The sequence below is a fragment of the Nocardia sp. NPDC058114 genome (assembly GCF_042884695.1).
Lineage (GTDB): Bacteria > Actinomycetota > Actinomycetes > Mycobacteriales > Mycobacteriaceae > Nocardia.
Map to the genome: position 1 here is coordinate 112,856 of NZ_JBHVTK010000003.1, position 22,746 is coordinate 135,601.

The window sequence follows — 22,746 nt, forward strand, 5'->3', positions numbered from 1 at the left end:
CCGATGGCGACACCCCACGAACCCAAGCAGGACCGCAGCCGGGCCACCCGGCAGCGGCTGCTGGAGGCGACCATCGACTGCCTGGCCGAAACCGGCTGGGCAGCCGCCACCGTGTCGGTGGTCGCCGAGCGGGCCGGGGTGTCGCGCGGTGCCGCCCAGCACCATTTCCCCACCCGCGAGGATCTGATCACGGCCGCACTCGAGTTCATGTTCGAGTTCCGGATGGACCAGGCCAAGGCCGAGGCCGAAACGGTGAACGCGGTCGCCCAGGGTGCGGGCCGCACGCGCGCCGTCGTCTCCGCGCTCGTCGAGTCCTACACCACCCCGTTCTTCAAAGCCGCGCTCCAGGTCTGGACCCACGCCGCCGCCGACCCGGCCCTGCGCGAACGCATCCTGCCCCTCGAGGCCCGGTTCGGCCGTATCTCCCACCGCCGCGCCATCGAGGCCCTCGGCGTCGACGACTCCGACCCGGTCACCCACCACCTCGTCCAGGCCACCCTCGACCTGGCCCGCGGCCTCGGCCTCGCCGACGTCCTCACCGACGACTCCGCTCGCCGCAAACTGATCGTCGACCAGTGGGCCGCCACCCTGCACACCGCCCTGAACCTGTCCCACTGAACCCTTGTGACCTGGTCGTTTCGAGGTATATAGTTCGGGCATGGGGGAATATATATCGAGGGACTGTGCGATGACCAAACGCCTGATCGAGATCGACGACGAGCTACTCGAGTCCGCGCAGGACGCGCTCGGGACTACCGGCGTCTCCGATACCGTGCGCGCGGCCCTGCACTCGGCAGCGGTCACCGCGGCCCGAGCCCGTCATGTCGAGTGGCTCATCAACGGGGGGCTGGCAGAGATGGCCGATAAGGATCGGCGCGACGACGTATGGCGGTGACAGCGCGATACCTGGTCGACACCAGCGCACTCGCCCGAATGCCTCGTCCGGAGGTTGCCGGTCACCTCGTGCCGCTCATCGACGCGGGAGTGGTCGCCACCTGTGCCGTTATCGACGCCGAGATCCTCTACAGCGCGCGCAATCCTGTCGAATACGAACAGCTCCGATCGGATCGGCGCGCGCTGTTCGAGTATCTACCGACCAACGACGAACACTGGCAGAGCGCGTTTGCTATCCAGCGCGAATTGGCGCGGTCGGGCCGCCACCGCGCGGTCGGCATCCATGACCTGCTCGCTTCGGTGTTGGCGATAGAACACCGCCTTGTCCTGTTCCACTACGACTCCGATTTCGAAACGGTCGCATCGGTGGTGGACCTCAATCACCGCTGGGTCGCGCCTCGGGGGAGTCTCGAGACATCGTGACCAGGTGATGTCACACTTCGGTCGACTACTTCGTCGTCTCTGTGAACCCGCAAGAAGCGATGAAGGAGTGGATCATGGTGGAGCAGAAGAAGATCGCGGTGGCGGGGGCAACCGGGCGGCTGGGTCGGCACGTGGTGGATGTGCTGGTCGAGCGTGGGTATGACGTTGTCGCCTTCTCGCGCGCCGACGGTGTCGACATCGAGACCGGTGCGGGTCTCGACGAGGCGTTGACCGGGGTCGACATCGTTATCGACGCGTCGAGTACGCCGTCGGCCGATCAGCAGGTGGCGACCGAGTTCTTCACCGCTTCCGCGCGGAACCTGCATGCGGCGGGGGAGCGGGCCGGGGTCGAGCGGCTGGTGGTCGTGTCCATCATCGGGATCGACGGTTCGCTCGCCGGGTACAACGCCGCCAAGCTGGCCCATGAGCAGGAACTGCTCAAAGGTGCACTGCCGGTGCAGATTCTGCGTGCGGCGCAGTTCCACGAACTCGTCGAGGTGATGGTCGGATGGGGCACGCAAGGCTCCGTCGCCTACGTTGCGGGTATGCGTACCCAGCTGGTCGCCGCGCGAACAGTTGCCGAGGCGCTGGTCGATCTCGCCGCGAATCCGATTGCCGCCGACGATATTCCGTTCCCCGAGATCGCAGGCCCGCAGCCGGAGACCATGGCCGGTGCGGCCGCCGTTCTGGTCGAGACCCGCGGCGATGCGCTACAGATCATCGAAACCTCCGACTCGGCCAACCCCGACCGCGAGCAATTCGAAAACGGCACCCTCCTGCCGTCCCCGCACGCCACCCTGGCCGGTCCCTCCTTCGCCGAGTGGGTCGCCGCTGCGCTCTAAGCTGCTCGCCGCTCCAGTGCTGCTCGGCACATCAACGACGCTCACCTGTCCGATGTTGCTTCCCCGGGGAGCTCGTGCAAAGGCTGCTGCTCCCTGCTCTCCGACGTCGGGCCGAATTGTGATTGCGTGGTGGATGAAATCTGGGCGGCAACGCAGGGTTCCGGCGGCGCGATGGGGTGAGGCGACACGAAGGCTGGGCCCGGCGGATCGGGGTGATCCGCCGGGCCCAGCCTGTCGTCGAGACGGCTACGACTTCGGTTGGGTGAGGTCGTAGAGCGTTACCCCGTCGACCGTCGTCGCCGAGTAGTTCGCCGTCACCCATGCGGTGATCGCCGAGCTGGTCGACGCGCTGTTCCCGCCGGGACCACCGCGCCCACCGGCGACGAAGTAGTGGATCTTTCCGTCGGCTACGTACTGCTGGAACTGTTCGAGGGTGGGTGACGGGTCGCTGCCGTTGAACCCGCCGACCGGCATCACCGGCAGTTCGGTGGCCAACTGATACCCGGCGGCGCTGTTGGAACCGACGGCCGCCGCGACCCAGGTGTAGTCGGTGCCGTTCGACTCGAGCAGGGTGACGATCTGATCGCTCGGCCGTGATCCGCCCAGCAATCCGCCGGCGCCACCCATGCGCTGGTCGCCGTTCGTTCCCTGCGCGGCACCGTCCGGCGTCGCCGCGCCGTCCTGCCCCAGCGCGGCACCGTCCGGCGCACCCGTGGCCGCACCGTCCGGGGTCGTCCCGCCAGGTGCGGCACCGTCCCTCGCGGATCCGTCGGCGCCGGGCCTGCCACCGTCGCCCCCGGGACGCATACCGGGTCCCCCCATACCGTGCATCCCGCCGGAACTCGGTCCGGCGGAAGGGATCGCACCGGAATGCGCGGACGCGAGGGTGTCGATCGAGTAGGCGATCGGCCCGGCGAGGCCGAGGAAGGCCGCGGCGAGCGCCACGATCACCGACTGCTTGCGAGCCAGTGGGAACACGAACGCGACGGTGGCGACGACACCGACGACAAGGATCGTCCAGCGCAACCACGGCTGGAAGGAAGCGCTGCGTGACAACAACATCCACGCGGTCGCCGTGGTGAGCGCAATGGCCACCGCGCCCGCGCACCGCACCCACAGCCGATCACGCGAACCCCAGATCTGCACGGCGCCGATCCCGACCAGCGCCGCCACGGCGGGCGCGAGCGCCACCGTGTAGTACTGGTGGAAGATCCCCGCCATGAAGCTGAACACCAGTCCGGTGACGAGAAGCCAACCGCCCCAGAGGATCAGCGCGGCCCGTCGAGCATCGGTGCGCGGCGCGCGTCCGCGCAAGGCGAGCCCGACCACGAGCGCGAGCAACGCCGCCGGAATCAGCCACGCGATCTGACCGCCCTGCGCGGGTTCGAACATCCGGGTGATCCCGGTGCTTCCCCACATCCCGTTGCCGCCGGCGGGCAGTTCCCCGCCGGGTCCGACACTGCCGGTCTCGTTGCCGTTCAACCGGCCGAGGCCGTTGTATCCGAGAGTGAGCTCGATGATCGAATTGTTCTGCGACCCACCGATCCACGGCCGCGAATCCGACGGCCACAGCTCCACCGCCACTATCCACCACCCCGCGCCTGCCACCATCGCCGCTCCGGCGGCGAACAATTGCGCGACCCGCTTTCCCAGCTTCGGGGGTCCGGCGATCAGATACATCAGGGCCAACGGTGGCACCACCAACAGCACCTGCAACTGCTTGGCCAGGAACCCGAATCCGATGAACGCGCCGGTGAGCAGCAACCATCGCCACCGTCCGTCCGCGACCGCTCGTGTCATCGCCCACGCGGCCGCGATCATCAGCAAGACGAGCAGCGCGTCGGGATTGTTGAACCGGAACATCAGCACCGCGACGGGAGTCACCGCGAGCACCGCGCCCGCGATCAACCCCGCCGCGGGTCCGAACGATCTGCGCACCGTCGCCCACAACAGTGCGACGCTTGCGACGCCGAGCAGCACCTGCGGCACCAGCATGCTCCAGCTGTTGAGCCCGAACACCCGGACCGACAGTTCCATCACCCACAGCGAAGCGGGCGGTTTGTCGACGGTGATCGAGTTCGCTGCGTCGGAGGAGCCGAAGAAGAACGCCTCCCACGATTGCGAACCTGCCTGTACCGCAGCGGCATAGAAGTCGTTGGCCCAGCCGTTGGCGCTCAGATTGATGAGATAGGCGATCAGTGTGCCGAGCAGCAACGCCGCCAATGCGGGTCGCTCCCAACGCTTTCGGGTCGGCGTGGTCTTCGCGATGCCGGCGGGTGGGGTGGGTGCGATGGTCGTGGTCATCGACGGACCTCCACCGCGTGCGCGCGCGCTGCCGACTCCGCGCTCTCGGTGGCTGCGAACACCGGCGAGACGCTCGTGCTCCGGTCGGCGCCCGCGTGCCGGAACACCCAGCGCAGGCCGACGAAACGAGCGAGTGTCGCCACGAGATTGGCGGTGATCAGGACGGTGAGTTCCACCGCCACGGGTGCGTCGGGTGCCCAGCGGTGCAGGGCGAACAGGGACCCGCTGGTGACCGCCAGCCCGAACGCGAAGATGGCCAAGCCCTGGAACTGGTGCGAGATCGCGTTGCCGCGTCCGCGCACGCCGAAGGTGAATGCCCGGTTGGCGGCCGTATTGCCCACCGCGGTGACCAGCAGCGATATCAGATTGGCGCCCTGACTGCCGAGTAGCGGCTGCAGCAGCAGATACAGGACGATGTAGGCGAGGGTCGAGCTCACCCCGACGATCGCGAACCGCACCAGCTGCCCGACCATGCCGAGGGGTACTCCGGCGACCAGCGGTTCCCGCCCGACAGCTGCCCGCAGCTCGTCCAGCGGGAGGGCGCCGGTGGTCAGCGCCCTGGTCAACCGCCAGATTCCGCGCAGGTCCTTGCGCGCGGTATCGATGATGTCGACCCGGCTGTCGGGATCGTCGATCCAGTCGACGGGCACCTCGTGAATCCGCAGACCCGCCCGCTCGGCCAGCACCAGCAGCTCGGTATCGAAGAACCACTCGCCATCCCGAACCAGCGGCAGCAGTTCGCGCGCGACCTCGGTGCGTAGGGCTTTGAATCCGCACTGCGCATCCGAAAAGCCTGCCCGCAGCGTGGTTTTCAGCAGCAGGTTGTAGCAGCGGGAGATGATCTCACGCTTGGGTCCGCGCACCACGCGAGCCGACGCGTCGAGCCTGGTGCCGATCGCGAGATCGGAATGCCCGGACACCAGCGGCGCGATCAGCGGCAGCAGCGCGTCCAGGTCGGTCGACAGGTCGACATCCATGTACGCGACCACCGCCGCGTCCGAGGCTTCCCACGCGGCCCGCAGGGCTCGCCCACGCCCTTTGGCGTCCAGGTGCAGCACCTCGACGCCGTCGAGTTCGGCGGCCAGCAACTCCGCCACCGCGAGGGTGGCGTCGGTGCTGGCATTGTCGGCGATGGTGATGCGGGCCGTGAACGGGAATCCGGCGCGCAGATAGGCATGTAACCTCCGCACGCACAGGCCGAGATCGACCTCTTCGTTGTACACGGGTATCACTACGTCGAGCACCGGCGCGCGGCTGCTCTGCATGGCCTTCTGCTCGGCCTCGGTCTGAGTCATGACACCCAGACTCGATGGCCGCGCTGCCACCGAGCTGGGACCGAGCTGGGAGGTTGCTGGGGATCGTGGTCAGCCGCGGCGCAGGCGCAGCACGCTGTCGGCGCGCTCGCCGACCACACCGTCGGGGCTGGTCGAGGGGGTGTGGACCAGCTCGGCGGTCTCGACCTGCCACTCGGGCCCGAGCTCGAGCTGCTCGAGCACCTGCTCGATGGTCGGGAACACATGAGCGTGCATCTGGCTGGAGGCCCAGCTCGGCGCGGCCGCGTGCGCGCCGATCACCAGTACGCCACCCGGCGCGACGGCGGCCGCCGCGCTGCGCAGAATCCCGGCCCGCTCGTCCGGCAGTTCCACCGGGGAATGCAGGAACTGCGCCGACACCAGGTCGAAGGTGCCTGCCGGGAAGCTCGCCTGGAGGTCGTGGCGCTCCCACACGATCGTAACGCCTACCTCGGCGGCCCGGCGCGCGCCACGCTCCATCGCGGTCGCGGAGATGTCGGCGGCGGTGACCTGCCAGCCGCCCTCCGCCAGCCAGATCGCGTCGGCACCCTCGCCGCAGCCCAGGTCGAGGGCGGTCCCGGGGGTCAGCTCGGAGACCTCGCGCACCAGGAGGGGGTTCGGGTTACCGGTCCAGATCTGCGCACGTTCGCGGTAGAAGTCTTCCCAGAACTCTTCGGCGTTCGCCACGGTCTCGGTCATCGATGCTCCTGGTCAGTCAGGGTGAAAGGATCATCCGATAGTGCATCGGCGGCTCCGACGGGCGCCAGAAATCTTGCTGTTTCAGCAAATGTGTTCCCGCTCTCGGTGGGGTGCGTAACCCGCGGTACGGCCCGCCCTAGTATTACTACCGTGACGCGCGGTTACCCCAAGACGGACGAGGCGCCGCGGCGTCGTGTCGACGCGCGGACCGAACGCTGGCGTGAGCATCGCGTGCAGGTGCGGATCGAATTCGTCGACGCCGCGTTCCGGGCGCTCGATCAGGTCGGGCCCGATGTGAGCATGGGCGATATCGCCAAGGAGGCCGGTGCGGCCAAGCCGAAGCTGTATCGCCATTTCGAGGACAAGACCGACCTCTACAACGCGATCGTCGACCGGGTACGCGACATGCTCTGGGAGCGCGTGCTCACCAGCGTGAATCTCACCGACGATTCGATCAGCGAACTCGTCCATACCGCGGCCACCGAATACGTGGCGGTCGTGTCGGCGCATCCGAACGTCTTCCGGTTCATGCTGCACAGCCATTTCAGCCAGCAGGCCAAGGAAACCGAACGCGCGCTGGTCGCGGCCCGCCAATCGGCGCGGCGGGCGGCGGAATTCTTCGCGGGCCTGCTGCCGACGGAATCGATCGACGTGACCGGGATCGAATTGGTGAACTATTCGATTTTCGGTGCGGTCGCTTCGGCCACGGACTGGTGGCTCGGCGCGAACCAGCGCGAAGTATCGGCGATGCCGGTCGAGCGCTTCGTCGACTATCTGGCCGAGAGCATCTCGGCGCTGGCGCAGGCGCACGCTCGCTTCAACGGGGTCAAGATCGACCCGTCGGAACCGCTGCGCTCGGCTTTCGGTCTCGACTGAGATCTCGCGCCCGACACGAACTCCGTTGTTCTCGTCGATCACGTCGTTGGGGTCGACGGGGGTGCGATGGGTTCAGTATGAACCTGGGTACCGACATGTTCGGGACGCCACGCTAGGCATACCTCGGCCGTGCGCGGCCGCGCCGATCATGCGTCGACGTGAAGTCTCCAGAGCGGTGATACGGGGCCGTGGCCTGCGCCGAGATCGTAGGAGGCGGCGAGGCATCGGTAGGTCCACTCTTTGGCGAACTCCACCGCGTCGGGAACCGGGTAGCCGTTGGCGAGCGCGCTGGCGATCGCCGCGGCCAGGGTGTCGCCGCCGCCGTGATCGTTGCCGGTGGCGATGCGCGGTGCGCTGAACTCGCGGAAGGTGTCGCCGTCGTAGAGCAGGTCGGTGCTGAATTCCGAGGCGCGCAGGTGGCCGCCCTTCACGATCGCCCACTGCGCGCCCAGCGCGTGCAATGCCTCGGCGGCCTTGCGCGCGGTGGCGTCGTCGACCACCTCGATGCCGGTGATCAGACGCACCTCGTCGAGGTTGGGGGTAACGACGGTCGCCAGCGGAATCAGCGTGTTGCGCACTGCCTCCAGGGCCTCCGCGTGCAGCAGTGGATCCCCGTGCATGGAAGCCGCGACGGGGTCGACCACCAGGGGGATGGTGCCCTCGCGCCCGATTCCGAGCTCGCGGCACACCCCGGCGACGGCCTCGATGATCGCGGTGGAGGCGAGCATGCCGGTCTTGGCCGCGCCGATGCCGATATCGCGCACGACCGCCCGTACCTGATCGGCCACGACCTGCGGCGGAATCTCGTGAAACCCGCTGACGCCCACCGTGTTCTGCACGGTCACGGCGGCCACCGCCACGCACGCGTGCACGCCGCACAGCGCCATGGTGCGCGAATCGGCCTGGATGCCCGCGCCGCCACCGGAGTCGGTGCCCGCGATGGTGAGCGCGCGAACGGGGGTCTGGCCATCGGGGGTCAGCGGCAACATCTTCACGCCCCAACCCTACGACCGCACTCGCCGTCGCGAGACCCCACCTGGGCACTGCAAATGAAAACCATTATCATTAACTCGTGACCAACACCCTGACACCTCTGCCCGTCACCGTCCTGTCCGGCTTCCTCGGCGCAGGCAAGACCACGCTGCTCGATCACATCCTCGCCAACCGCGACGGCCGCCGGGTCGCGGTGATCGTCAACGACATGAGCGAGGTCAATATCGACGCCGCGCTGATCGCGGGCCAGGGGCACCTCGACCGCACCCAGGAGAAGCTGGTCGAACTCACCAACGGCTGCATCTGCTGCACCCTGCGCGAGGACTTGATCGAAGCCGTCGCGCGTCTGGCACGCGAGGGCCGCTTCGACCAGCTGGTGATCGAGTCCACCGGCATCTCCGAACCCATGCCGGTGGCCGCCACCTTCGACTGGGAGTTCGACGACGGGTTCTGCCTCGGCGACATCGCCCGCCTCGACACCATGGTCACCGTCGTCGACGCCTCGACCTTCCTGGCCGAACTCGTCCGCGGACAGGCGCTCACGGAACGCGACCTCGAAGCCGGCGTGGGTGATGCCCGCTCGATCGCGGACCTGCTGGTCGATCAGGTGGAGTTCGCCGACGTGCTGTTGATCAACAAGACCGACCTGGTCAGCGCGAACGCCGCGGCCACGGTGGAGGCGACCGTACGAAGGCTCAACCCGCGAGCGCACGTGCTGCGAACCGAAAAGGGCGTCGTGGATCTGCGCGAGGTGCTTGCCACGGGACGCTACAACCCGGTGGTCGCGGCCGAATCCGAAGGCTGGGCAGAGGAATTGGCGGGGGGACACGCTCCCGAGACCGAGGAGTACGGGATCAGCAGCATCACCTTTCTCGCCGACCGGCCCTTCCATCCGCAACGCCTCGCCGCCGTGCTGGAGCGATTGCGGGGGATGTTGCGCAGCAAGGGATTCTGCTGGATCGCGAGCCGTCCCGAGCTGGCGGCGATCTGGTCGCAGGCGGGCCCGAATCTGACCTTCGAACCCGGCGCGTGGTGGTCGGAACTGGAAGTGCCTGCCGGACAGGAGCTCGTGTTCATCGGAGTACGCCTCGACGCCCCCGCCGTGCGGCGCGAACTCGACGCCGCGCTGCTCACCGACGCGGAGTTCGCGGCGGGCCCGAGCGCGTGGACCGGCTACGCCGATCCGTTTCCGGCCTGGGCCGACCTGCACGAGCATCACTGATTGGCATCTTTGCTGCGCGTATCACACTGCGCTGGTGCATGATTCGAATGGGTCGCGACCCACGCACCGATGAGGGGAGCGTGGGCCGCGGCACCTGGACGAATCAGGCCAGCCCGGCGAAGAACTCGCGAATGTCGCCGACCAGCACCGCGGGCGCCTCGTGCGCGGCATAGTGCCCGGCCGCGTCGTTCGCGCCGCCCGTACCCGCGCTGGTGTCGTAGGAATTCCAGCTGACGATCTTGCTGTGGTCGCGCTCGGCGAACCGGCGGATCGACTGGAAATCGCCGGCGAACATGGCCAGCCCGGTCGGGACCGTGGTCGGCTCGGTCGGCTGCTCGGTGGCGTGCGCGTCCTCGTAGTAGAAGCGCAGCGACGAACCCGCTGTCCCGGTGAGCCAGTACAGCGCCACATTCGCGATCACGAACTGCGCGTCGAGCGACTCGCCGAACAGCTGCGCGTTCCAGCCGAGCAGGCCCACCGGGGAATCGGCGAGCGCGTAGGCCAGCGTCTGCGGCTGCTGGCTGTGCAGGGTATTGAAGGCCATCTTGTTCTCGTGGAACCACTGGAGATGCTGCAGCGCGGCCATATCCGCCTCGGACAGGCCCTCGAACTCGGCCGGGTCGCCGGACGGGAACGAGAACAGCTGGGTGACGTGCACGCCGATCACCGTGTCGGGCGCGATCCGGCCGATCTCCGGGGAGACCATCGAGCCGCCGTCGTTGCCGATGGCGCCGTAGCGCTGGTAGCCCAGGCGCGCCATCAGCTCGGCCCAGGCGCGGGCGGTGCGGTAGCGGTTCCAGCCGGTGCTGCGGGTGGGGCCGGAGAAGCCGAAACCGGGCAGCGAGGGGATGACGAGGTGGAAGGCGGGCGCGTCGGCCGATTCCGGCTCGGTGAGGGGTGCGATCACGTCGAGGTATTCGAGGATCGAACCGGGCCAGCCATGGGTGAGGATCACCGGCGTCGCATCGGCGCGCGAGGAGCGGATGTGCAGGAAGTGGATGTCCTCGCCCTCGATCTCGGTGGTGAACTGCGGGTAGGCGTTGAGCTCGGATTCCAGCGCGCGCCAATCGAACTCCTCGAGCCAGTACTCGGCGAGAGTGCGGACGCGACCGGCCGGGACGCCGTAGGCGTCGCCGACGCCGGGCAGTTCGTCGGGGTACAGGGCGCCGCGCAGCCGGTTGGCGAGGTCGTCGAGGCGGGCCTGCGGAACGTCGATTCGGAACGGGTTGATGGTGGCCATGTCGACTCCTCAAATTGAAACGGAATGTTTCGTTCTGTTCCAACCGTAGCAGAACGGAGCATTCCGTTTCAAGTGGTAGGCTGATATTCATGGCGAACCAGACCGAAACCGCAGATCAGCCCCGCTTGCCCGGTCGCAAGGCGCAGGCCGCGCGCAACGACGGACTGATCCTCGACGCCGCCCGCGCGGTGTTCCTCGATGATCCGAACGCACCGATCGCCGCCGTGGCCGAACGGGCGGGCGTCGGGATCAGCGCGCTCTACCGGCGGTATCCGAGCAAGGAGGTGCTGCTGCGCACCCTCTGTCACGAAGGGCTACGCCGATTCAACGCGGAAGCCGATGCGGCGCTGACGGATTCGGATGGCTGGCGCGGGTTCGTCGGATTCTTGGAACGGGTCGTCGAGGCCGACGTGCACTCGCTCACTGTGCGTCTGGCGGGCACCTTCACGCCCGACGAGTCGATGCTGCCCGACGTCGTGCACTCGGGCGAGGCCGGCGAGGAGCTGGTCCGCCGCGCCCACGCCAGCGGTCGCCTTCGGCCCGATGTCGACGCCCTCGACCTCGGCCTGATTTTCGAGGCCTGCTCGGCCGTCACGATGCCCGACCCGGTGCGCACCGCCGAACTGCGCCACCGTGTCCTCGCGCTGATCGTGGACGGGCTCACCGCCGAGGGCGAGTTGCCGGGCCCACCCCCGGTGACCGGTGAATTCGCCTGGCGATGGGAACGCAAGCCCTGACCGCCGCCGATACGGCTCTGCTCCCGAGCATGCAGCTGGCAGACTTGGCGCATCACCCGGACTGCAACGCGGAGGCGCGTAGTGAACTGGACCCTGGAAGTTGTGATCGTCCCGGTTTCCGATATCGATCGGGCCAAAGATTTCTACGCGCGTCAGCTCGGGTTCGCCGTCGACCACGACACGGTGATCTCCGACGACGTGCGCATCGTGCAACTCACCCCGCCTGGCTCGGGCTGCTCGATCGTCATCGGCAAAGGGGCGGTGCCGCAGATGCCGCCGGGCTCGCTGAAGGGCCTGCAACTCGTGGTTCCCGATATCGAGCAGGCGCACGCGGAGCTGGTGGCGCGGGGAGTCGAGGTCAGCGAGGTGCGCGAGCTCGGCAAGAATCCACGGCCCGTCCCGCACCCGCTCGACAATGTCGGTTTCGTCTTCTTCAGCGATCCCGACGGGAATAGCTGGGCGGTGCAGCAGATCTCCAGCCGAGCCGACAAATCCTCGAGCTGATTCGAACCCTGTCGGTATACCGCTTCGGGCGGGCACCATGCTCGCATGCTGTTGGAGAGGCCCACCGAAACCGGCGAGCGACGGATCCCGCTGTACCGTCGCCCCGGGTTCCTGCGCGCGCTCTCGCCGCTCGCGGTGTTGGTCATCTGGCAGCTCGCCAGTGCCAGCGGCTCGATCCCGGCCAAGAAACTGCCCGCGCCGTCCGCGGTGCTGGACGCGGGTCTGGAAACCTACCGATCCGGCCAGCTCACCGAGGCCCTGCTGGTCTCCGGCCAGCGCGCGCTGTACGGCTTCGCCCTCGGCGCGGTTCTCGCGCTGGTACTCGGCGTGCTCGCCGGCCTGAGCAAGATCGGTGAGTACGCGGTCGACCCGCCGCTGCAGATGATCCGCACCATCCCGCTGTTCGGCCTGATTCCGCTGTTCATCATCTGGTTCGGCATCGGCGAGGAGCCCAAGGTCTACCTGATCGCCCTCGGTGTGTTCTTCCCGCTGTACCTCAATACCTTCTCGGGCATCCGCCAGCTCGACCCGAAACTGCTCGAACTCGGCAGTGCCCTGCACCTCGGACTCGCCGAACGCCTGCGCCTGCTCGTGCTCCCCGGCGCCCTGCCGCAGATCCTGGTCGGCGCCCGGCAGAGTCTCGGCATCGCCTGGCTCTCGCTCATCGTGGCCGAACAGATCAATGCCAGTGCCGGACTCGGCTTCGTCGTCAACAATGCCCGCGAATTCCTGCGAACCGACATCGTGGTGTTCGGCCTGGTGGTCTACAGCCTGCTCGGCCTGCTCACCGACTCGATCGTGCGGCTGCTCGAACGCCGCGCACTGCGCTGGCGCCCGGCGGTGCACCGCTGATGTCCGTTTCTTCCGCCGGCTCGAGGACCCACCCCGTCCCGAGAGCAGGCAGGCCCGCTACCCGCCGCCGTTCGATCGCGAGGTTCACCCCATGACCGCTGCCGCAGCCACGACCGTCACCCCCATCTCGTCGCGATCGGCTCGCGTGCCCGCCGCCCGGATCACCGCTCTCAGCAAGCGATTCGGTGACCGCACCGTGCTCGACGGGATCGATCTCGAGATCGGCGCGGGCGAGATCGTCGCGCTGGTCGGGCGCAGTGGATCGGGCAAGTCCACGCTGTTGCGGATCATCGGCGGCCTCGATACCGCGACTCGCGGTGCGGCTTCCGTCGAAGGCAGGCCGACGATCGTCTTCCAGGAACCCCGCCTGATCCCGTGGCAGCCGGTGGTGCGCAATGTGGCCCTCGGCAGGCCGAAGCCGCGCAATCGACGTGCCGACGAGCAAGCCGCCCGCGACCTGCTCGCCGAGGTCGGCCTCGCCGGTCGCGCCGACGCGTGGCCGCTCACTCTGTCCGGTGGTGAGGCCCAACGTGCCGCGCTGGCACGGGCATTGGTGGCCGAGCCGACGCTGTTGCTGCTCGACGAGCCCTTCGGTGCGCTCGACGCGCTGACCCGGCTGACGATGCACGAGCTGCTCCTCGGCCTGCACGCTCAGCGCGAGTTCGGCGTCCTGCTGGTGACCCACGACGTGCTGGAGGCGATCACCCTGGCCGACCGCGTTCTCGTTCTCGACGACGGCCGTATCGCCGCCGACGTGCCCATCGAGCTACCACGCCCCCGCACCGCCGCCGCGCCGGAAGTCGCCGAGTACGCGACGCACCTGCTTGCGCTGCTCGGCGTGCACTGAACCCTCCGCACCATCGCACGAAAGTTGTTCCCGTGAAACGCACTCCGATGTCCCGTCTGGCAGGCATTGCCCTCGCCGTCGTCGCAACGCTCGCACTGAGCGCCTGCGGCGACGACACGGCGACCGAGGCCGCGCCCTCGGGCCCGGTCGACCTGAGCACCGTCACGCTGAAAGTCGGTGACCAGAAGGCGATTTCGATCGAGGTGTTGCTGAAGGCATCGGGTCAGCTGGAGAACCTGCCCTACAAGATCGAATTCTCCACCTTCACCGCCGGTCTGCCGCTGGTCGAGGCGGCGAGTGCGGGCGGCATCGACATCGCCCAAACCGGCAACACCCCGGTGATCTTCGGCGCGGCCGCCGACGCCGACATCAAGATCGTCGGGGCGCTCTCGGCCACCGGCAAGGGTGACGCGATCCTGGTCGGCAAGGACTCCACGATCGGTTCGGTCGCGGCCCTCAAAGGCAAGAAGGTCGCCGTCTACAAGGGCAGTTCGGCCAACGCGAACCTGCTCCTGCAACTGCAGAAGGCGGGCCTGTCGCTGAGCGATGTCGAGCCGGTCTACCTGGCTCCCGGCGACGGCTACACCGCGCTCACCCGCGGTGACGTCGACGCCTGGGCCACCTGGGACCCCTACACCGCCATCGCGGAGAAGGAGATCGGCGCCAAGTCGATCGCCACCGCCGACCAGGCCGCCAACGGCTACAACTTCTGGGTGGCAGGCAACAAGACCGTCGCCGACGCGGGCAAGTCCGCCGCTCTCGCCGACTTCTTCCAGCGCTACGCCGCCGCCACCAAGTGGTCCTCGGACAATCTCGACACCTGGTCGACCAAATACGCCGAGCTGACCCAGATCAGCGTCGACGCCTCCCGTACCACCTGGACTCGCTCGATCAAGGAGCCGATCAAACTCACCGACCAGGTCATCGCCTCCGAACAGGAAATCGCGGATGCCTTCACCAAGGCCAAGGCCATCCCCGGCAAGGTCGACTTCAAGTCGTTCGTCGACACCCGCTTCGACAAGGCGTAAGTCGCGCTGAGCCGTCACGGCGCCGTCGATCCCACCGGATCGGCGGCGCCGCTACGCTTTTCCGAACGCGAGCGCGACATTGTGGCCGCCGAATCCGAACGAGTTGCTGAGGGCGTAGTCGATCTTGTGCGGTCGTGCGGCCCCGGCGACGATATCGAGATCGATCGCCGGGTCCGCGTTGTCGAAATTCAGTGTGGGCGGGACGATCTGCTCACGCAGGCTCAGGATCGTGAGCACCGCTTCGAGAGCGCCCACCGCGCCGATCGAATGACCGAGCGCTGACTTCGGGGCGTACACCGAGGCATCGGGAGCGACCGCGGTGATCGCCGCCGCTTCGGAAGCATCGCCGATCGATGTCGACGTCGCGTGCGCGTTCACGTGATCGATGTCGCGAACCCGCAGCCCCGCAGTGTGAACGGCCTTGCGCATCGCCCGCGCCGCACCGGTACCCGCCGGGTCGGAGGCCACGATGTGAAAGGCGTCGGAGGTGATGCCCGCACCGAGCACTCGCGCGTGGATGCGCGCACCACGTGCCTTCGCGTGCCGTTCGGATTCGAGCACGAGCAGCGCGCCGGCCTCGCCGAAGACGAAGCCGTCGCGGTCGCGGTCGAACGGCCGGGAGGCGCGTTCGGGCTCGTCGTTGCGGGTACTCATCGCCCGCATCATCGCGAAGCCCGCGATGGGGACCGGGTCGATATGCCCTTCGACGCCACCGGTGACCACAACATCGGCCTCGCCGGTGCTGATCAGTCGCCAGGCGTGCGCGATCGCCTCCGACCCCGACGAGCAGGCCGACACCGGCGCGAAAACCCCACCCTGCGCGCCGATGTCGAGTCCGACGGTGGCGGCGGGTCCATTGGGCATCACCATCGGCACGGCCAGCGGCGAGACCTTGCGGTAGCCGCCCGCCCGCATCGCGTCGACGGCATCGATCAGCGCGTCGCCGCCGCCGAGGCCGGTGCCGATGGCCACGGCGAGCCGCTCACGGTCGACTTCCGGCGCGCCCGCGGCCTGCCAGACCTGTCTGCCGAGGACCAGCGCCATGCGTTCGACGTAGGAATGCCTGCGCTGCTCGATCCGCGTCAGCTCGGCATCGGGCGAGGTGACCAGTGGTCCGCCGATCCGCACCGGCAGATCGTGCTCGGCGAGGAACCACGTGGGTAGCGCACGGATTCCGCTCTCGCCGCGCAGCAGGCGCGACCAGGTCTCGTCCATGGTGTCGGCCAGTGCGGTGGTCGCCGCGTACGCGGTCACCACCACGCCGCCCCGAGTTTCTGAAGCGATCGGTACAGTCACGATGACATGAATACCTGTAGCACTCGCTACAGTCAACCCATGGCCCGTCCCCTCGACCACCGCAAGCGCGCCGAGATGCTGGCCGGTGTCGTCACCTACATCGCCTCGCACGGCTTGGCCGAACTCTCGCTGCGACCGCTGGCCGCGGCACTCGGGACCAGCTCGCGCATGCTGATCTACTATTTCGGAACCAAGGAAGAACTGCTGGTCCAGGCGTTGGCGACGCAGCGACCCGACCTCGCCGCGGTCTTCGCCGATATCACCGAGCCCGCGCAGCTACCCGCGCGGCTGATCGGGTTCTTCGACGTGAATTCCGAAGGTACCGAGGCCGACAGCGTGCGAGTGCTGCTGCAGGTGCTGGGTGCCGCGTGTGCCCCCGGCTCGCCGTACCAGGACTACGCCGAGGCCGCGATCGCCACCTTCGTCGCCGAACTCGCCGCCGCGCTGCGCCGGACCGGGCTGGCCGAAGATCCCGAGGTGGTGTCCACGCTGCTGGTCTCCGGATTGCGCGGCATCATCCAGGACCGCGTGATCACGGGCGACCGGGAACGTACGGGCCGCGCCGCGCGCACCCTCATCGCGGCGGTCCTGCCCGGCTGAGCGCCCGTCGGTGATCGGGTCTCATCCGGCCCGGATCGGCTTTCGCGTGCCCGGATCGCGGCTGGACCTGCCGCGAGCATTGCCGGACGGGCGTCACTGGTGTGGGTAGCTTGTCGTCAACGGACGTCGAGGGCCGAGCGGCCGGTGAGGTGGCCAGGGTGAGCGAAGCGCGGGACGAGTCCTACGGGTCGGTGCGCTGGGTGATGCTCGGGGTGCTGTGCGCCAGTCTGTTGCTGGTGGCGATGGATGCCACGATTCTCAATGTGGCGCTGCCGTCGCTGATCGAGGATTTGCAGGTCGGGCCGATGGAACAGCTGTGGATCATCGATATCTACGGGCTCGTGCTCGGCGGCTTGCTGATCACCACCGGTGCGCTCGGTGATCGGGTGGGGCGAAAGTTGTTGTTCATCAGCGGGTTCGTGCTGTTCGGCATCGCGTCGGTGGTCGCGGCTACCGCCGGGAGCGCGGCGCAGTTGATCGGCGGGCGGGTATTGCTCGGGATCGGCGGTGCGATGGTGATGCCGTCGACGCTGTCGCTGATCCGCAACATCTTCGCCGATGTGCGCGAACGCACCATGGCCATCGGGATCTGGGCGGCGGTCGCCGGGGTCGGCGCCACGGTGGGGCCCATCGTCGGTGGGTTCCTCGTCGAGCACTTCGGGTGGTCGTCGGCGTTCTGGCTCAATGTGCCGGTGGTGGTCGTGACGGTGGTGGTGGGGCTGTGGGTGTTGCCGGAATATCGTGCGCCGCAGGCGGGGAGCCTGGACTGGTTCGCCGCCGCGCTGTCGGTGGCAGGCATCGTCTGTCTGGCGTGGGGCGTCAAGCATCTCGCGAAAGGTGAAGCGAGCGAGGTGGACTGGGCGATCCTGCTGATCGGCATCGCCGCGCTGGCCTGGTTCACCCGACGTCAGCTCACTGCCACCGACCCGCTGCTGGATGTGCGGCTGTTCCGCAACGGCGCGTTCACCGCGGCGGCCGTCGCGACGCTGCTGGCCATGATGGCGATCGGCGCGGCCATGTTCCTGATCTCGCTGTGGCTGCAATACGTCCACGGCTACAGCCCGTCGCAGGCGGGCATCCGGATGTTGCCCGCCGCGCTCACGCTGCTCACCGCCTCCCTGCTCACGCCGTTTCTGATGGAGAGGTTCGGTGTCCGCGCGGTGCTCGGTTTCGGCCTCGGCGCGGTCGCCCTCGGGTTCCTGCTGTTGGCGGTGAGTCCGGAACCCACCACCTATCCGGTGGTCGCGCTGGTGCTGGTGTCGTTCGGTCTCGGCGACGGTATGGCTGTGACCGCGGCGGCCGCAGTCCTGGTCGGCGCCGTGCCCGCGGACCGGGCGGGCCAGGCGGGTGCGGTGGAGGAGACCAACTACGAGGTCGGCGTCGGTTTCGGCGTCGCCCTGCTCGGCAGCCTGCACGCCAGGATCTTCAGTCAGCACATGACGGGCCTGTCCGTCCCCGCCGACAAGCTCGATCAGGCGAGCGGTTCGATCGGCGGCGCGGCCGAGGTGGCCACCGACCTACCCGAACCCGCCCGCGACGAACTCGCCCTTGCCGCCGGTCATGCCTTCGACGTCGCCCTCACCACCACATCCTACATCTCGGCCGCCGTCGTCGCGGTGGTTGCTGTCGGCACGGTCTGGCTGGTCCCGAAAGGCTTCCGCGTCACCGGCGGCCACGGATGACCACACCCTTGACGCAACCCAACGGTTGCAATACCCTGAATTGCAACCAGTCGGTTGCAATATATGAGGAGGCATCATGGGATTTCCTGATCAGATCGTCCGGACCGTCGAGCTCGCGCATCCGCCCGCCAAGGTATGGGCGGCCATCACCACCGCGGAAGGGCTGGGGAGCTGGTTCGGCAATACCGCCGAGATCGACCTGCGACCGGGCGGGGACATGCGAATGACCTGGAAGGAAGGGTTCGCCGCCGACATGCGGGTGGAGCGGGTCGAGGAGCCCTCGGTGTTCGGCTACACCTGGCCGATCAACGGGCTGCCCGACGACGACCCGCGACGCACCTATGTCGAATTCAGCCTCGAGCCGGTCGGCGACGGCACCCGGCTGACGGTCACCGAGACCGGCTTCGCCCAGCTGCCCGAGGAGGCGCACAAGGCGGCGTTCGAGGGCAATGTCGGCGGCTGGAAGAGCGAGCTGGGCGAGCTCGTCGAGTACCTCGATGCGGCCTGAGCAGGAGGCCACCGCCGAACGGGTCTTCGTCGCGCTGGCCGATCCGAGCAGGCGGTCGGTACTCGCCGCACTCGCCGCGCACGGTCCGGCCACCGCGACCGACCTCGCCGATCGGCTGCCCATCACCCGGCAGGCGATCGCCAAACACCTTGCCCTGCTAGCGGATGCGGGCCTGGTGATCGCGGAACCGGGGGAGCGGCGGCGCGTGCGCTACCGCCTCGATTCCGCTCCGATGCACGTGGCACAACAATTTCTGGCCGCCCTGTCCCGTGACTGGGACGGCCCACTCGACGCGCTCCGCCGGCATCTCGACGGCTGAGCCGGAAGGAAACGCAATGAGCGACAACGATTTCACCGCCACCATCACCGTCGACAAGACACCCGACGAGGCCTTCGCGGCCATCAACAACGTGTGGGCCTGGTGGTCGGAGACCATCGAGGGCAGCACCGGCACGGTCGGTGACAGCTACCTCTTCGAGGTTCCCGGCCTGCACCGCTGCACCATGACGACCACCACGTCGATTCCGGGCGAGCGCCTGGTCTGGCACGTCACCGACTCGCACCTGTCCTTCATCGCCGACACCACCGAATGGGAGGGCACCGACGTCGTCTTCGACATCACCGAGAACGCCGACGGCACCGAAATCCGTTTCACCCATGTGGGTTTGGTGCCCGCCGGGGAATGCTACGAGGTGTGCTCCAACGCCTGGGGCGCCTACATCACCACCAGCTTGCGCGGTCTGCTCACCACCGGTGAAGGCGACCCGTTCCGGCGCACGAGCACCGGCGAGTCGGAACTGCTCAAGCACGGCAACGCCGACTTGGTGAAGCCGCGTCCCTGATCAGCCCCGGGGCGCGATGAGCAGCGTCTGGGTGCTGCGCCCGATCGGCCCGGTCTCGTCGAACAGCGCGGATTCGGCGAGGCCGATGCCGTGTGGCTGGGGATGGGTGACCGCGTCCAGGCACACCCACTCGCCGACCGGCTGACGATGCAGGGTCACGGTGAGATCGGTATTGATGAACAGGTACTTCGACCAGTCGAGGACCGCGCTGACCCCGTTGCCCGAATCGGCGGCGGCCAGCGTGCGCTCCAGCGGACTCGGGGTGGTCCCCGCGACGATCGGGTACTTCAACCGGATCCAGCAGATCGCGGGCCCCGGCGCGGCGAATGATCCTGCGGAGAAACGGTATTCGATGCCGGTGTGGAAACCGATCTCCTGATCGGAGGGAAACTGCTCCGGCTCCGTCGCCGCGGGCAGCGGCCTGGTACCGGTCGGCAGGAACTGGGCGGGCAGATCGAGGGCGGGCTCGGCGAGCTTGAGCCGCCACGCGTTGGCCTGCATCACGGGGCCGCGCTCCGACGACAAAGTCGCCTCGATCAGTTCGACACTGCGCCCCGACCGCACCACCTTCGCCTGCGCGGTGAGCGGAGCCAGCGGCACCGGCCCGAGAATCTCGACGGCGACTCGTCCGACCTGGAATCCCGGCCGGGGCTCGCAGCGCTCGATCACATGCCCGAGCAGAGCGGACGGCGGTCCGGCGTGCTGGGCGTCCGGCGACCACGGGCCCCGGGTCAGCTCGGTCGAGAGGTACCGGTTCGGGTCCGCGGGGTCTCGGCGGTAGAAGGCATCGGCCATCCGGCCGACGTTACCCCGCGCGCCCCGTGGCCTAGGCGCTGCCCGTCAAGAGGGCGGTGAACAGGTCGAACAGTGGGCGCAGGGCGCAGGGGCTGGTGTCGGAGGTGCAGCCGATGGACGACGAACCGGAGTCGGCGACCGGGAGGGACGCGGCCTGGGCGGTGCCGAGCGGGGCGGCGACGGACAGGGCGGCGGCCGCGAGGGCCCCGGCGACGATGCGTTTCATTGATTCACTCCAGTGCTCGGCGTGCCGGTAGGTCGACACGATTGCCAATCGTTACCGATCGCCAGGGTGAGCGAAAGCCCCGAAATTCAGGGTGCACGTGCTGCGACGCCCGCCCGATCGCGGAGATCGGACGGGCGTCGGCGAGGGCGGAGCGGGGTCAGGAGACGACCGGGAGGTACACCTTGCTGCCGTGGTCGGCGAACTCGGCGGACTTCTCGGCCATGCCCGCCTCGATGGCGGCCACATCGGTGAGCCCCTGCTTCTCCGCGTATTCGCGTACGTCGGCGGAGATGCGCATCGAGCAGAACTTCGGACCGCACATCGAGCAGAAGTGGGCGGTCTTGGCGGGCTCGGCGGGCATGGTCTCGTCGTGGTACTCGCGGGCGGTGTCGGGATCCAGCGAGAGCGCGAACTGGTCGTGCCAGCGGAATTCGAAACGGGCCTTGGACAATTCGTTGTCCCGGTCCTGGGCGTGCGGGTGACCCTTGGCGAGGTCGGCGGCGTGGGCGGCGATCTTGTAGGTGATCACGCCGACCTTGACGTCGTCGCGGTTGGGCAGACCGAGGTGCTCCTTGGGCGTGACGTAGCAGAGCATCGCGGTGCCCGCCTGGGCGATGATCGCGGCGCCGATGGCCGAGGTGATGTGGTCGTAGGCGGGTGCGATATCGGTGGCCAGCGGGCCGAGGGTGTAGAACGGCGCCTCTTCGCAGAGCTCTTCCTCGAGCCGCACGTTCTCGACGATCTTGTGCATCGGCACGTGGCCTGGGCCTTCGATCATCACCTGCACGCCATAGGATTTCGCGACCTTGGTGAGCTCGCCGAGAGTCCGGAGTTCGGCGAATTGGGCCTCGTCGTTGGCGTCGGCGATGGAGCCGGGACGCAGGCCGTCGCCGAGGGAGAAGGTCACGTCGTAGCGCGCCAGGATCTCGCACAGCTCACGGAAGTGCGTGTACAGGAACGATTCCTGGTGATGCGCCAAACACCAAGCGGCCATGATGGATCCACCGCGCGAGACGATGCCGGTGACGCGCTTGGCGGTGAGCGGGATGTAGCGCAGCAGCACGCCCGCGTGCACGGTCATGTAGTCGACGCCCTGCTCGCACTGCTCGATCACGGTGTCGCGGTACATCTCCCAGGTGAGCTTGGTGGGATCACCGTTCACCTTCTCCAGCGCCTGATAGATCGGGACGGTGCCGATCGGGACGGGGGAGTTGCGCAGAATCCACTCGCGGGTCTCGTGGATGTTCTTGCCGGTGGACAGGTCCATGATGGTGTCGGCGCCCCAGCGCGCGGCCCACACCATCTTCTCCACCTCTTCGGCGATCGACGACGACACCGCCGAATTGCCGATATTGGCATTGATCTTGACCAGGAACTTCTTGCCGATGATGGTCGGCTCCAGCTCCGGGTGGTTGTGGTTGGCCGGAATCACCGCGCGACCGAGTGCGACCTCGTCGCGCACCAGTTCGGGCGAGACCCCCTCGCGGGCGGCGATGAACCGCATCTCGGGGGTGATGATGCCCTGACGAGCCCAGGCGAGCTGGGTCGGCGGACCGTCGACGGTCGGGGAGTCCCATTCGTCGCGCAGTTTCGGCAGCCCGGCCTCGAGGTCGATCACCGCGTTGTCGTCGGTGTACGGCCCCGAGGTGTCGAAGACATCGAAGTGGTCGCCGTTGGTGAGGTTGATCCGGCGCACCGGGATGCGCAGGCCGTCTACCTCCTGGTAGTGCTTGACGCTGCCCTGGATCGGACCGGTGGTGACGGTGTCGACCGTCCTGTCAGAAGACGTGTTCGAGCCCACGATATTTCCTCCCTACGCCGGCATTACCCGGTCAGGTTCATACGGTCGACGGCCCTGAACGCCCGAGATGGGCTAGCCGTCCTCTCAGCCCGCTGGTGCGAGCCCCCGTGCTTCTTTGAGCGCTGGCGCGCTCGAGTTCGCGGCCCCTGGTGTCCCGCCGATGGGAGGCCGTTGCTTGCTCCTTCGTCGCCTACGCAACGGCCTCCCATCGGCGGGACGGCCGCGAACCGCCGCTTCGCGGCG

The 22,746-nt window shown here is 68.1% G+C and carries 25 protein-coding genes and 1 riboswitch; of the genes, 16 read left to right on the top strand and 9 right to left on the bottom strand.

Translation table 11 applies throughout. From position 1 onward, the window contains the following. Positions 1–3: 3 nt before the first annotated feature. The 4 genes from ACFVVI_RS13040 (at position 4) to ACFVVI_RS13055 (ending at position 2,159) form a co-directional block, all read left to right on the top strand. Positions 4–618, top strand: coding sequence for a TetR/AcrR family transcriptional regulator (locus ACFVVI_RS13040; RefSeq protein WP_378996095.1), 615 nt, complete (start codon positions 4–6; stop codon positions 616–618). 70 nt (positions 619–688) lie between these two features. Continuing rightward, positions 689–895 (top strand): DUF2191 domain-containing protein, encoded by a 207-nt coding sequence (locus tag ACFVVI_RS13045; RefSeq protein ID WP_358104280.1) that lies wholly within the window; start codon positions 689–691, stop codon positions 893–895. After that, on the top strand, positions 886–1,317 hold the full coding sequence (locus ACFVVI_RS13050) for a PIN domain nuclease (RefSeq protein WP_387445514.1): 432 nt from the start codon (positions 886–888) through the stop codon (positions 1,315–1,317). Before ACFVVI_RS13045 ends, ACFVVI_RS13050 begins: the two co-directional genes overlap by 10 nt. Positions 1,318–1,391: 74 nt before the next feature. After that, a complete protein-coding gene (locus ACFVVI_RS13055; protein WP_387445516.1) occupies positions 1,392–2,159 on the top strand; it encodes an SDR family oxidoreductase in 768 nt (255 codons plus the stop codon). Positions 2,160–2,405: 246 nt separating this feature from the next. Here ACFVVI_RS13055 and ACFVVI_RS13060 read toward each other — a convergent pair whose 3' ends face one another. The 3 genes from ACFVVI_RS13060 to ACFVVI_RS13070 all read right to left on the bottom strand — a co-directional run bounded on the left by ACFVVI_RS13060 (position 2,406) and on the right by ACFVVI_RS13070 (position 6,454). Continuing rightward, on the bottom strand, positions 2,406–4,463 hold the full coding sequence (locus ACFVVI_RS13060; protein ID WP_387445518.1) for a glycosyltransferase family 39 protein: 2,058 nt from the start codon (positions 4,461–4,463) through the stop codon (positions 2,406–2,408). After that, complete coding sequence (locus ACFVVI_RS13065; protein WP_387445520.1) at positions 4,460–5,758, bottom strand: glycosyltransferase; 1,299 nt, start codon at positions 5,756–5,758, stop codon at positions 4,460–4,462. The genes ACFVVI_RS13060 and ACFVVI_RS13065 overlap by 4 nt, the downstream gene beginning before the upstream one ends. Before the next feature lie 69 nt (positions 5,759–5,827). Then, positions 5,828–6,454, bottom strand: coding sequence for a class I SAM-dependent methyltransferase (locus ACFVVI_RS13070; protein WP_387445522.1), 627 nt, complete (start codon positions 6,452–6,454; stop codon positions 5,828–5,830). A gap of 150 nt (positions 6,455–6,604) precedes the next feature. On the opposite strand from ACFVVI_RS13070, the gene ACFVVI_RS13075 reads away from it, so the two are divergent. Then, entirely contained in the window at positions 6,605–7,330 is a 726-nt protein-coding gene (locus tag ACFVVI_RS13075) for a TetR/AcrR family transcriptional regulator (RefSeq protein WP_378633734.1), read from the top strand. A 146-nt stretch (positions 7,331–7,476) separates the two neighbouring features. On the opposite strand, the gene thiD is transcribed toward ACFVVI_RS13075, so the two are convergent. Then, the gene (gene thiD, locus ACFVVI_RS13080; RefSeq protein ID WP_379314174.1) at positions 7,477–8,325 is read right to left on the bottom strand and encodes a bifunctional hydroxymethylpyrimidine kinase/phosphomethylpyrimidine kinase; all 849 of its coding nucleotides are present in this window, start codon (positions 8,323–8,325) and stop codon (positions 7,477–7,479) included. Positions 8,326–8,414: 89 nt separating this feature from the next. Here thiD and ACFVVI_RS13085 point away from each other — a divergent pair, with 89 nt between their 5' ends. Beyond that, positions 8,415–9,545, top strand: coding sequence for a GTP-binding protein (locus ACFVVI_RS13085; protein WP_387445879.1), 1,131 nt, complete (start codon positions 8,415–8,417; stop codon positions 9,543–9,545). Between the two features lie 103 nt (positions 9,546–9,648). Here the strand turns inward: ACFVVI_RS13085 and ACFVVI_RS13090 are convergent, their stop codons facing one another. Continuing rightward, a complete protein-coding gene (locus ACFVVI_RS13090) occupies positions 9,649–10,785 on the bottom strand; it encodes an epoxide hydrolase family protein (RefSeq protein ID WP_387445524.1) in 1,137 nt (378 codons plus the stop codon). An 89-nt stretch (positions 10,786–10,874) separates the two neighbouring features. On the opposite strand from ACFVVI_RS13090, the gene ACFVVI_RS13095 reads away from it, so the two are divergent. The 5 genes from ACFVVI_RS13095 (at position 10,875) to ACFVVI_RS13115 (ending at position 14,753) form a co-directional block, all read left to right on the top strand. Then, positions 10,875–11,522 carry a TetR/AcrR family transcriptional regulator gene (locus tag ACFVVI_RS13095; protein WP_387445526.1) on the top strand — a complete coding sequence of 216 codons (648 nt, stop codon included), beginning with the start codon at positions 10,875–10,877 and terminating at the stop codon, positions 11,520–11,522. A gap of 81 nt (positions 11,523–11,603) precedes the next feature. Then, entirely contained in the window at positions 11,604–12,026 is a 423-nt protein-coding gene (locus ACFVVI_RS13100; RefSeq protein ID WP_378996116.1) for a VOC family protein, read from the top strand. Between the two features lie 45 nt (positions 12,027–12,071). Beyond that, positions 12,072–12,878 (top strand): ABC transporter permease, encoded by an 807-nt coding sequence (locus ACFVVI_RS13105; protein ID WP_379316477.1) that lies wholly within the window; start codon positions 12,072–12,074, stop codon positions 12,876–12,878. A 91-nt stretch (positions 12,879–12,969) separates the two neighbouring features. Continuing rightward, positions 12,970–13,725, top strand: a complete 756-nt coding sequence (locus tag ACFVVI_RS13110) for an ABC transporter ATP-binding protein (RefSeq protein WP_387445529.1) — start codon at positions 12,970–12,972, stop codon at positions 13,723–13,725. Positions 13,726–13,757: 32 nt separating this feature from the next. Then, positions 13,758–14,753, top strand: coding sequence for an aliphatic sulfonate ABC transporter substrate-binding protein (locus ACFVVI_RS13115; protein ID WP_387445531.1), 996 nt, complete (start codon positions 13,758–13,760; stop codon positions 14,751–14,753). Between the two features lie 51 nt (positions 14,754–14,804). Here the strand turns inward: ACFVVI_RS13115 and ACFVVI_RS13120 are convergent, their stop codons facing one another. Then, positions 14,805–16,049 carry a KasA/KasB family beta-ketoacyl-ACP synthase gene (locus tag ACFVVI_RS13120; protein ID WP_387445533.1) on the bottom strand — a complete coding sequence of 415 codons (1,245 nt, stop codon included), beginning with the start codon at positions 16,047–16,049 and terminating at the stop codon, positions 14,805–14,807. 39 nt (positions 16,050–16,088) lie between these two features. Here ACFVVI_RS13120 and ACFVVI_RS13125 point away from each other — a divergent pair, with 39 nt between their 5' ends. The 5 genes from ACFVVI_RS13125 to ACFVVI_RS13145 all read left to right on the top strand — a co-directional run bounded on the left by ACFVVI_RS13125 (position 16,089) and on the right by ACFVVI_RS13145 (position 19,681). Continuing rightward, the gene (locus ACFVVI_RS13125) at positions 16,089–16,649 is read left to right on the top strand and encodes a TetR/AcrR family transcriptional regulator (RefSeq protein WP_387445536.1); all 561 of its coding nucleotides are present in this window, start codon (positions 16,089–16,091) and stop codon (positions 16,647–16,649) included. A gap of 158 nt (positions 16,650–16,807) precedes the next feature. Continuing rightward, positions 16,808–18,331: an MFS transporter gene (locus tag ACFVVI_RS13130; RefSeq protein WP_387445538.1), complete on the top strand. Its 1,524-nt coding sequence runs from the start codon at positions 16,808–16,810 to the stop codon at positions 18,329–18,331. 76 nt (positions 18,332–18,407) lie between these two features. Beyond that, positions 18,408–18,839, top strand: a complete 432-nt coding sequence (locus ACFVVI_RS13135; RefSeq protein WP_378996130.1) for an SRPBCC domain-containing protein — start codon at positions 18,408–18,410, stop codon at positions 18,837–18,839. Further along, the gene (locus ACFVVI_RS13140) at positions 18,829–19,158 is read left to right on the top strand and encodes an ArsR/SmtB family transcription factor (protein WP_378996132.1); all 330 of its coding nucleotides are present in this window, start codon (positions 18,829–18,831) and stop codon (positions 19,156–19,158) included. Before ACFVVI_RS13135 ends, ACFVVI_RS13140 begins: the two co-directional genes overlap by 11 nt. A gap of 16 nt (positions 19,159–19,174) precedes the next feature. Beyond that, complete coding sequence (locus tag ACFVVI_RS13145; protein ID WP_387445542.1) at positions 19,175–19,681, top strand: SRPBCC domain-containing protein; 507 nt, start codon at positions 19,175–19,177, stop codon at positions 19,679–19,681. On the opposite strand, the gene ACFVVI_RS13150 is transcribed toward ACFVVI_RS13145, so the two are convergent. From ACFVVI_RS13150 to thiC, 3 genes are all read right to left on the bottom strand, one after another. Then, entirely contained in the window at positions 19,682–20,476 is a 795-nt protein-coding gene (locus tag ACFVVI_RS13150) for a thioesterase family protein (RefSeq protein ID WP_378996136.1), read from the bottom strand. A 31-nt stretch (positions 20,477–20,507) separates the two neighbouring features. Further along, entirely contained in the window at positions 20,508–20,702 is a 195-nt protein-coding gene (locus tag ACFVVI_RS13155) for a hypothetical protein (RefSeq protein ID WP_378996138.1), read from the bottom strand. 157 nt (positions 20,703–20,859) lie between these two features. Further along, positions 20,860–22,503 (bottom strand): phosphomethylpyrimidine synthase ThiC, encoded by a 1,644-nt coding sequence (gene thiC / locus ACFVVI_RS13160; protein ID WP_387445545.1) that lies wholly within the window; start codon positions 22,501–22,503, stop codon positions 20,860–20,862. After that, positions 22,496–22,622: riboswitch (TPP riboswitch) on the bottom strand. Its footprint overlaps the gene before it by 8 nt. Positions 22,623–22,746 lie beyond the last annotated feature (124 nt).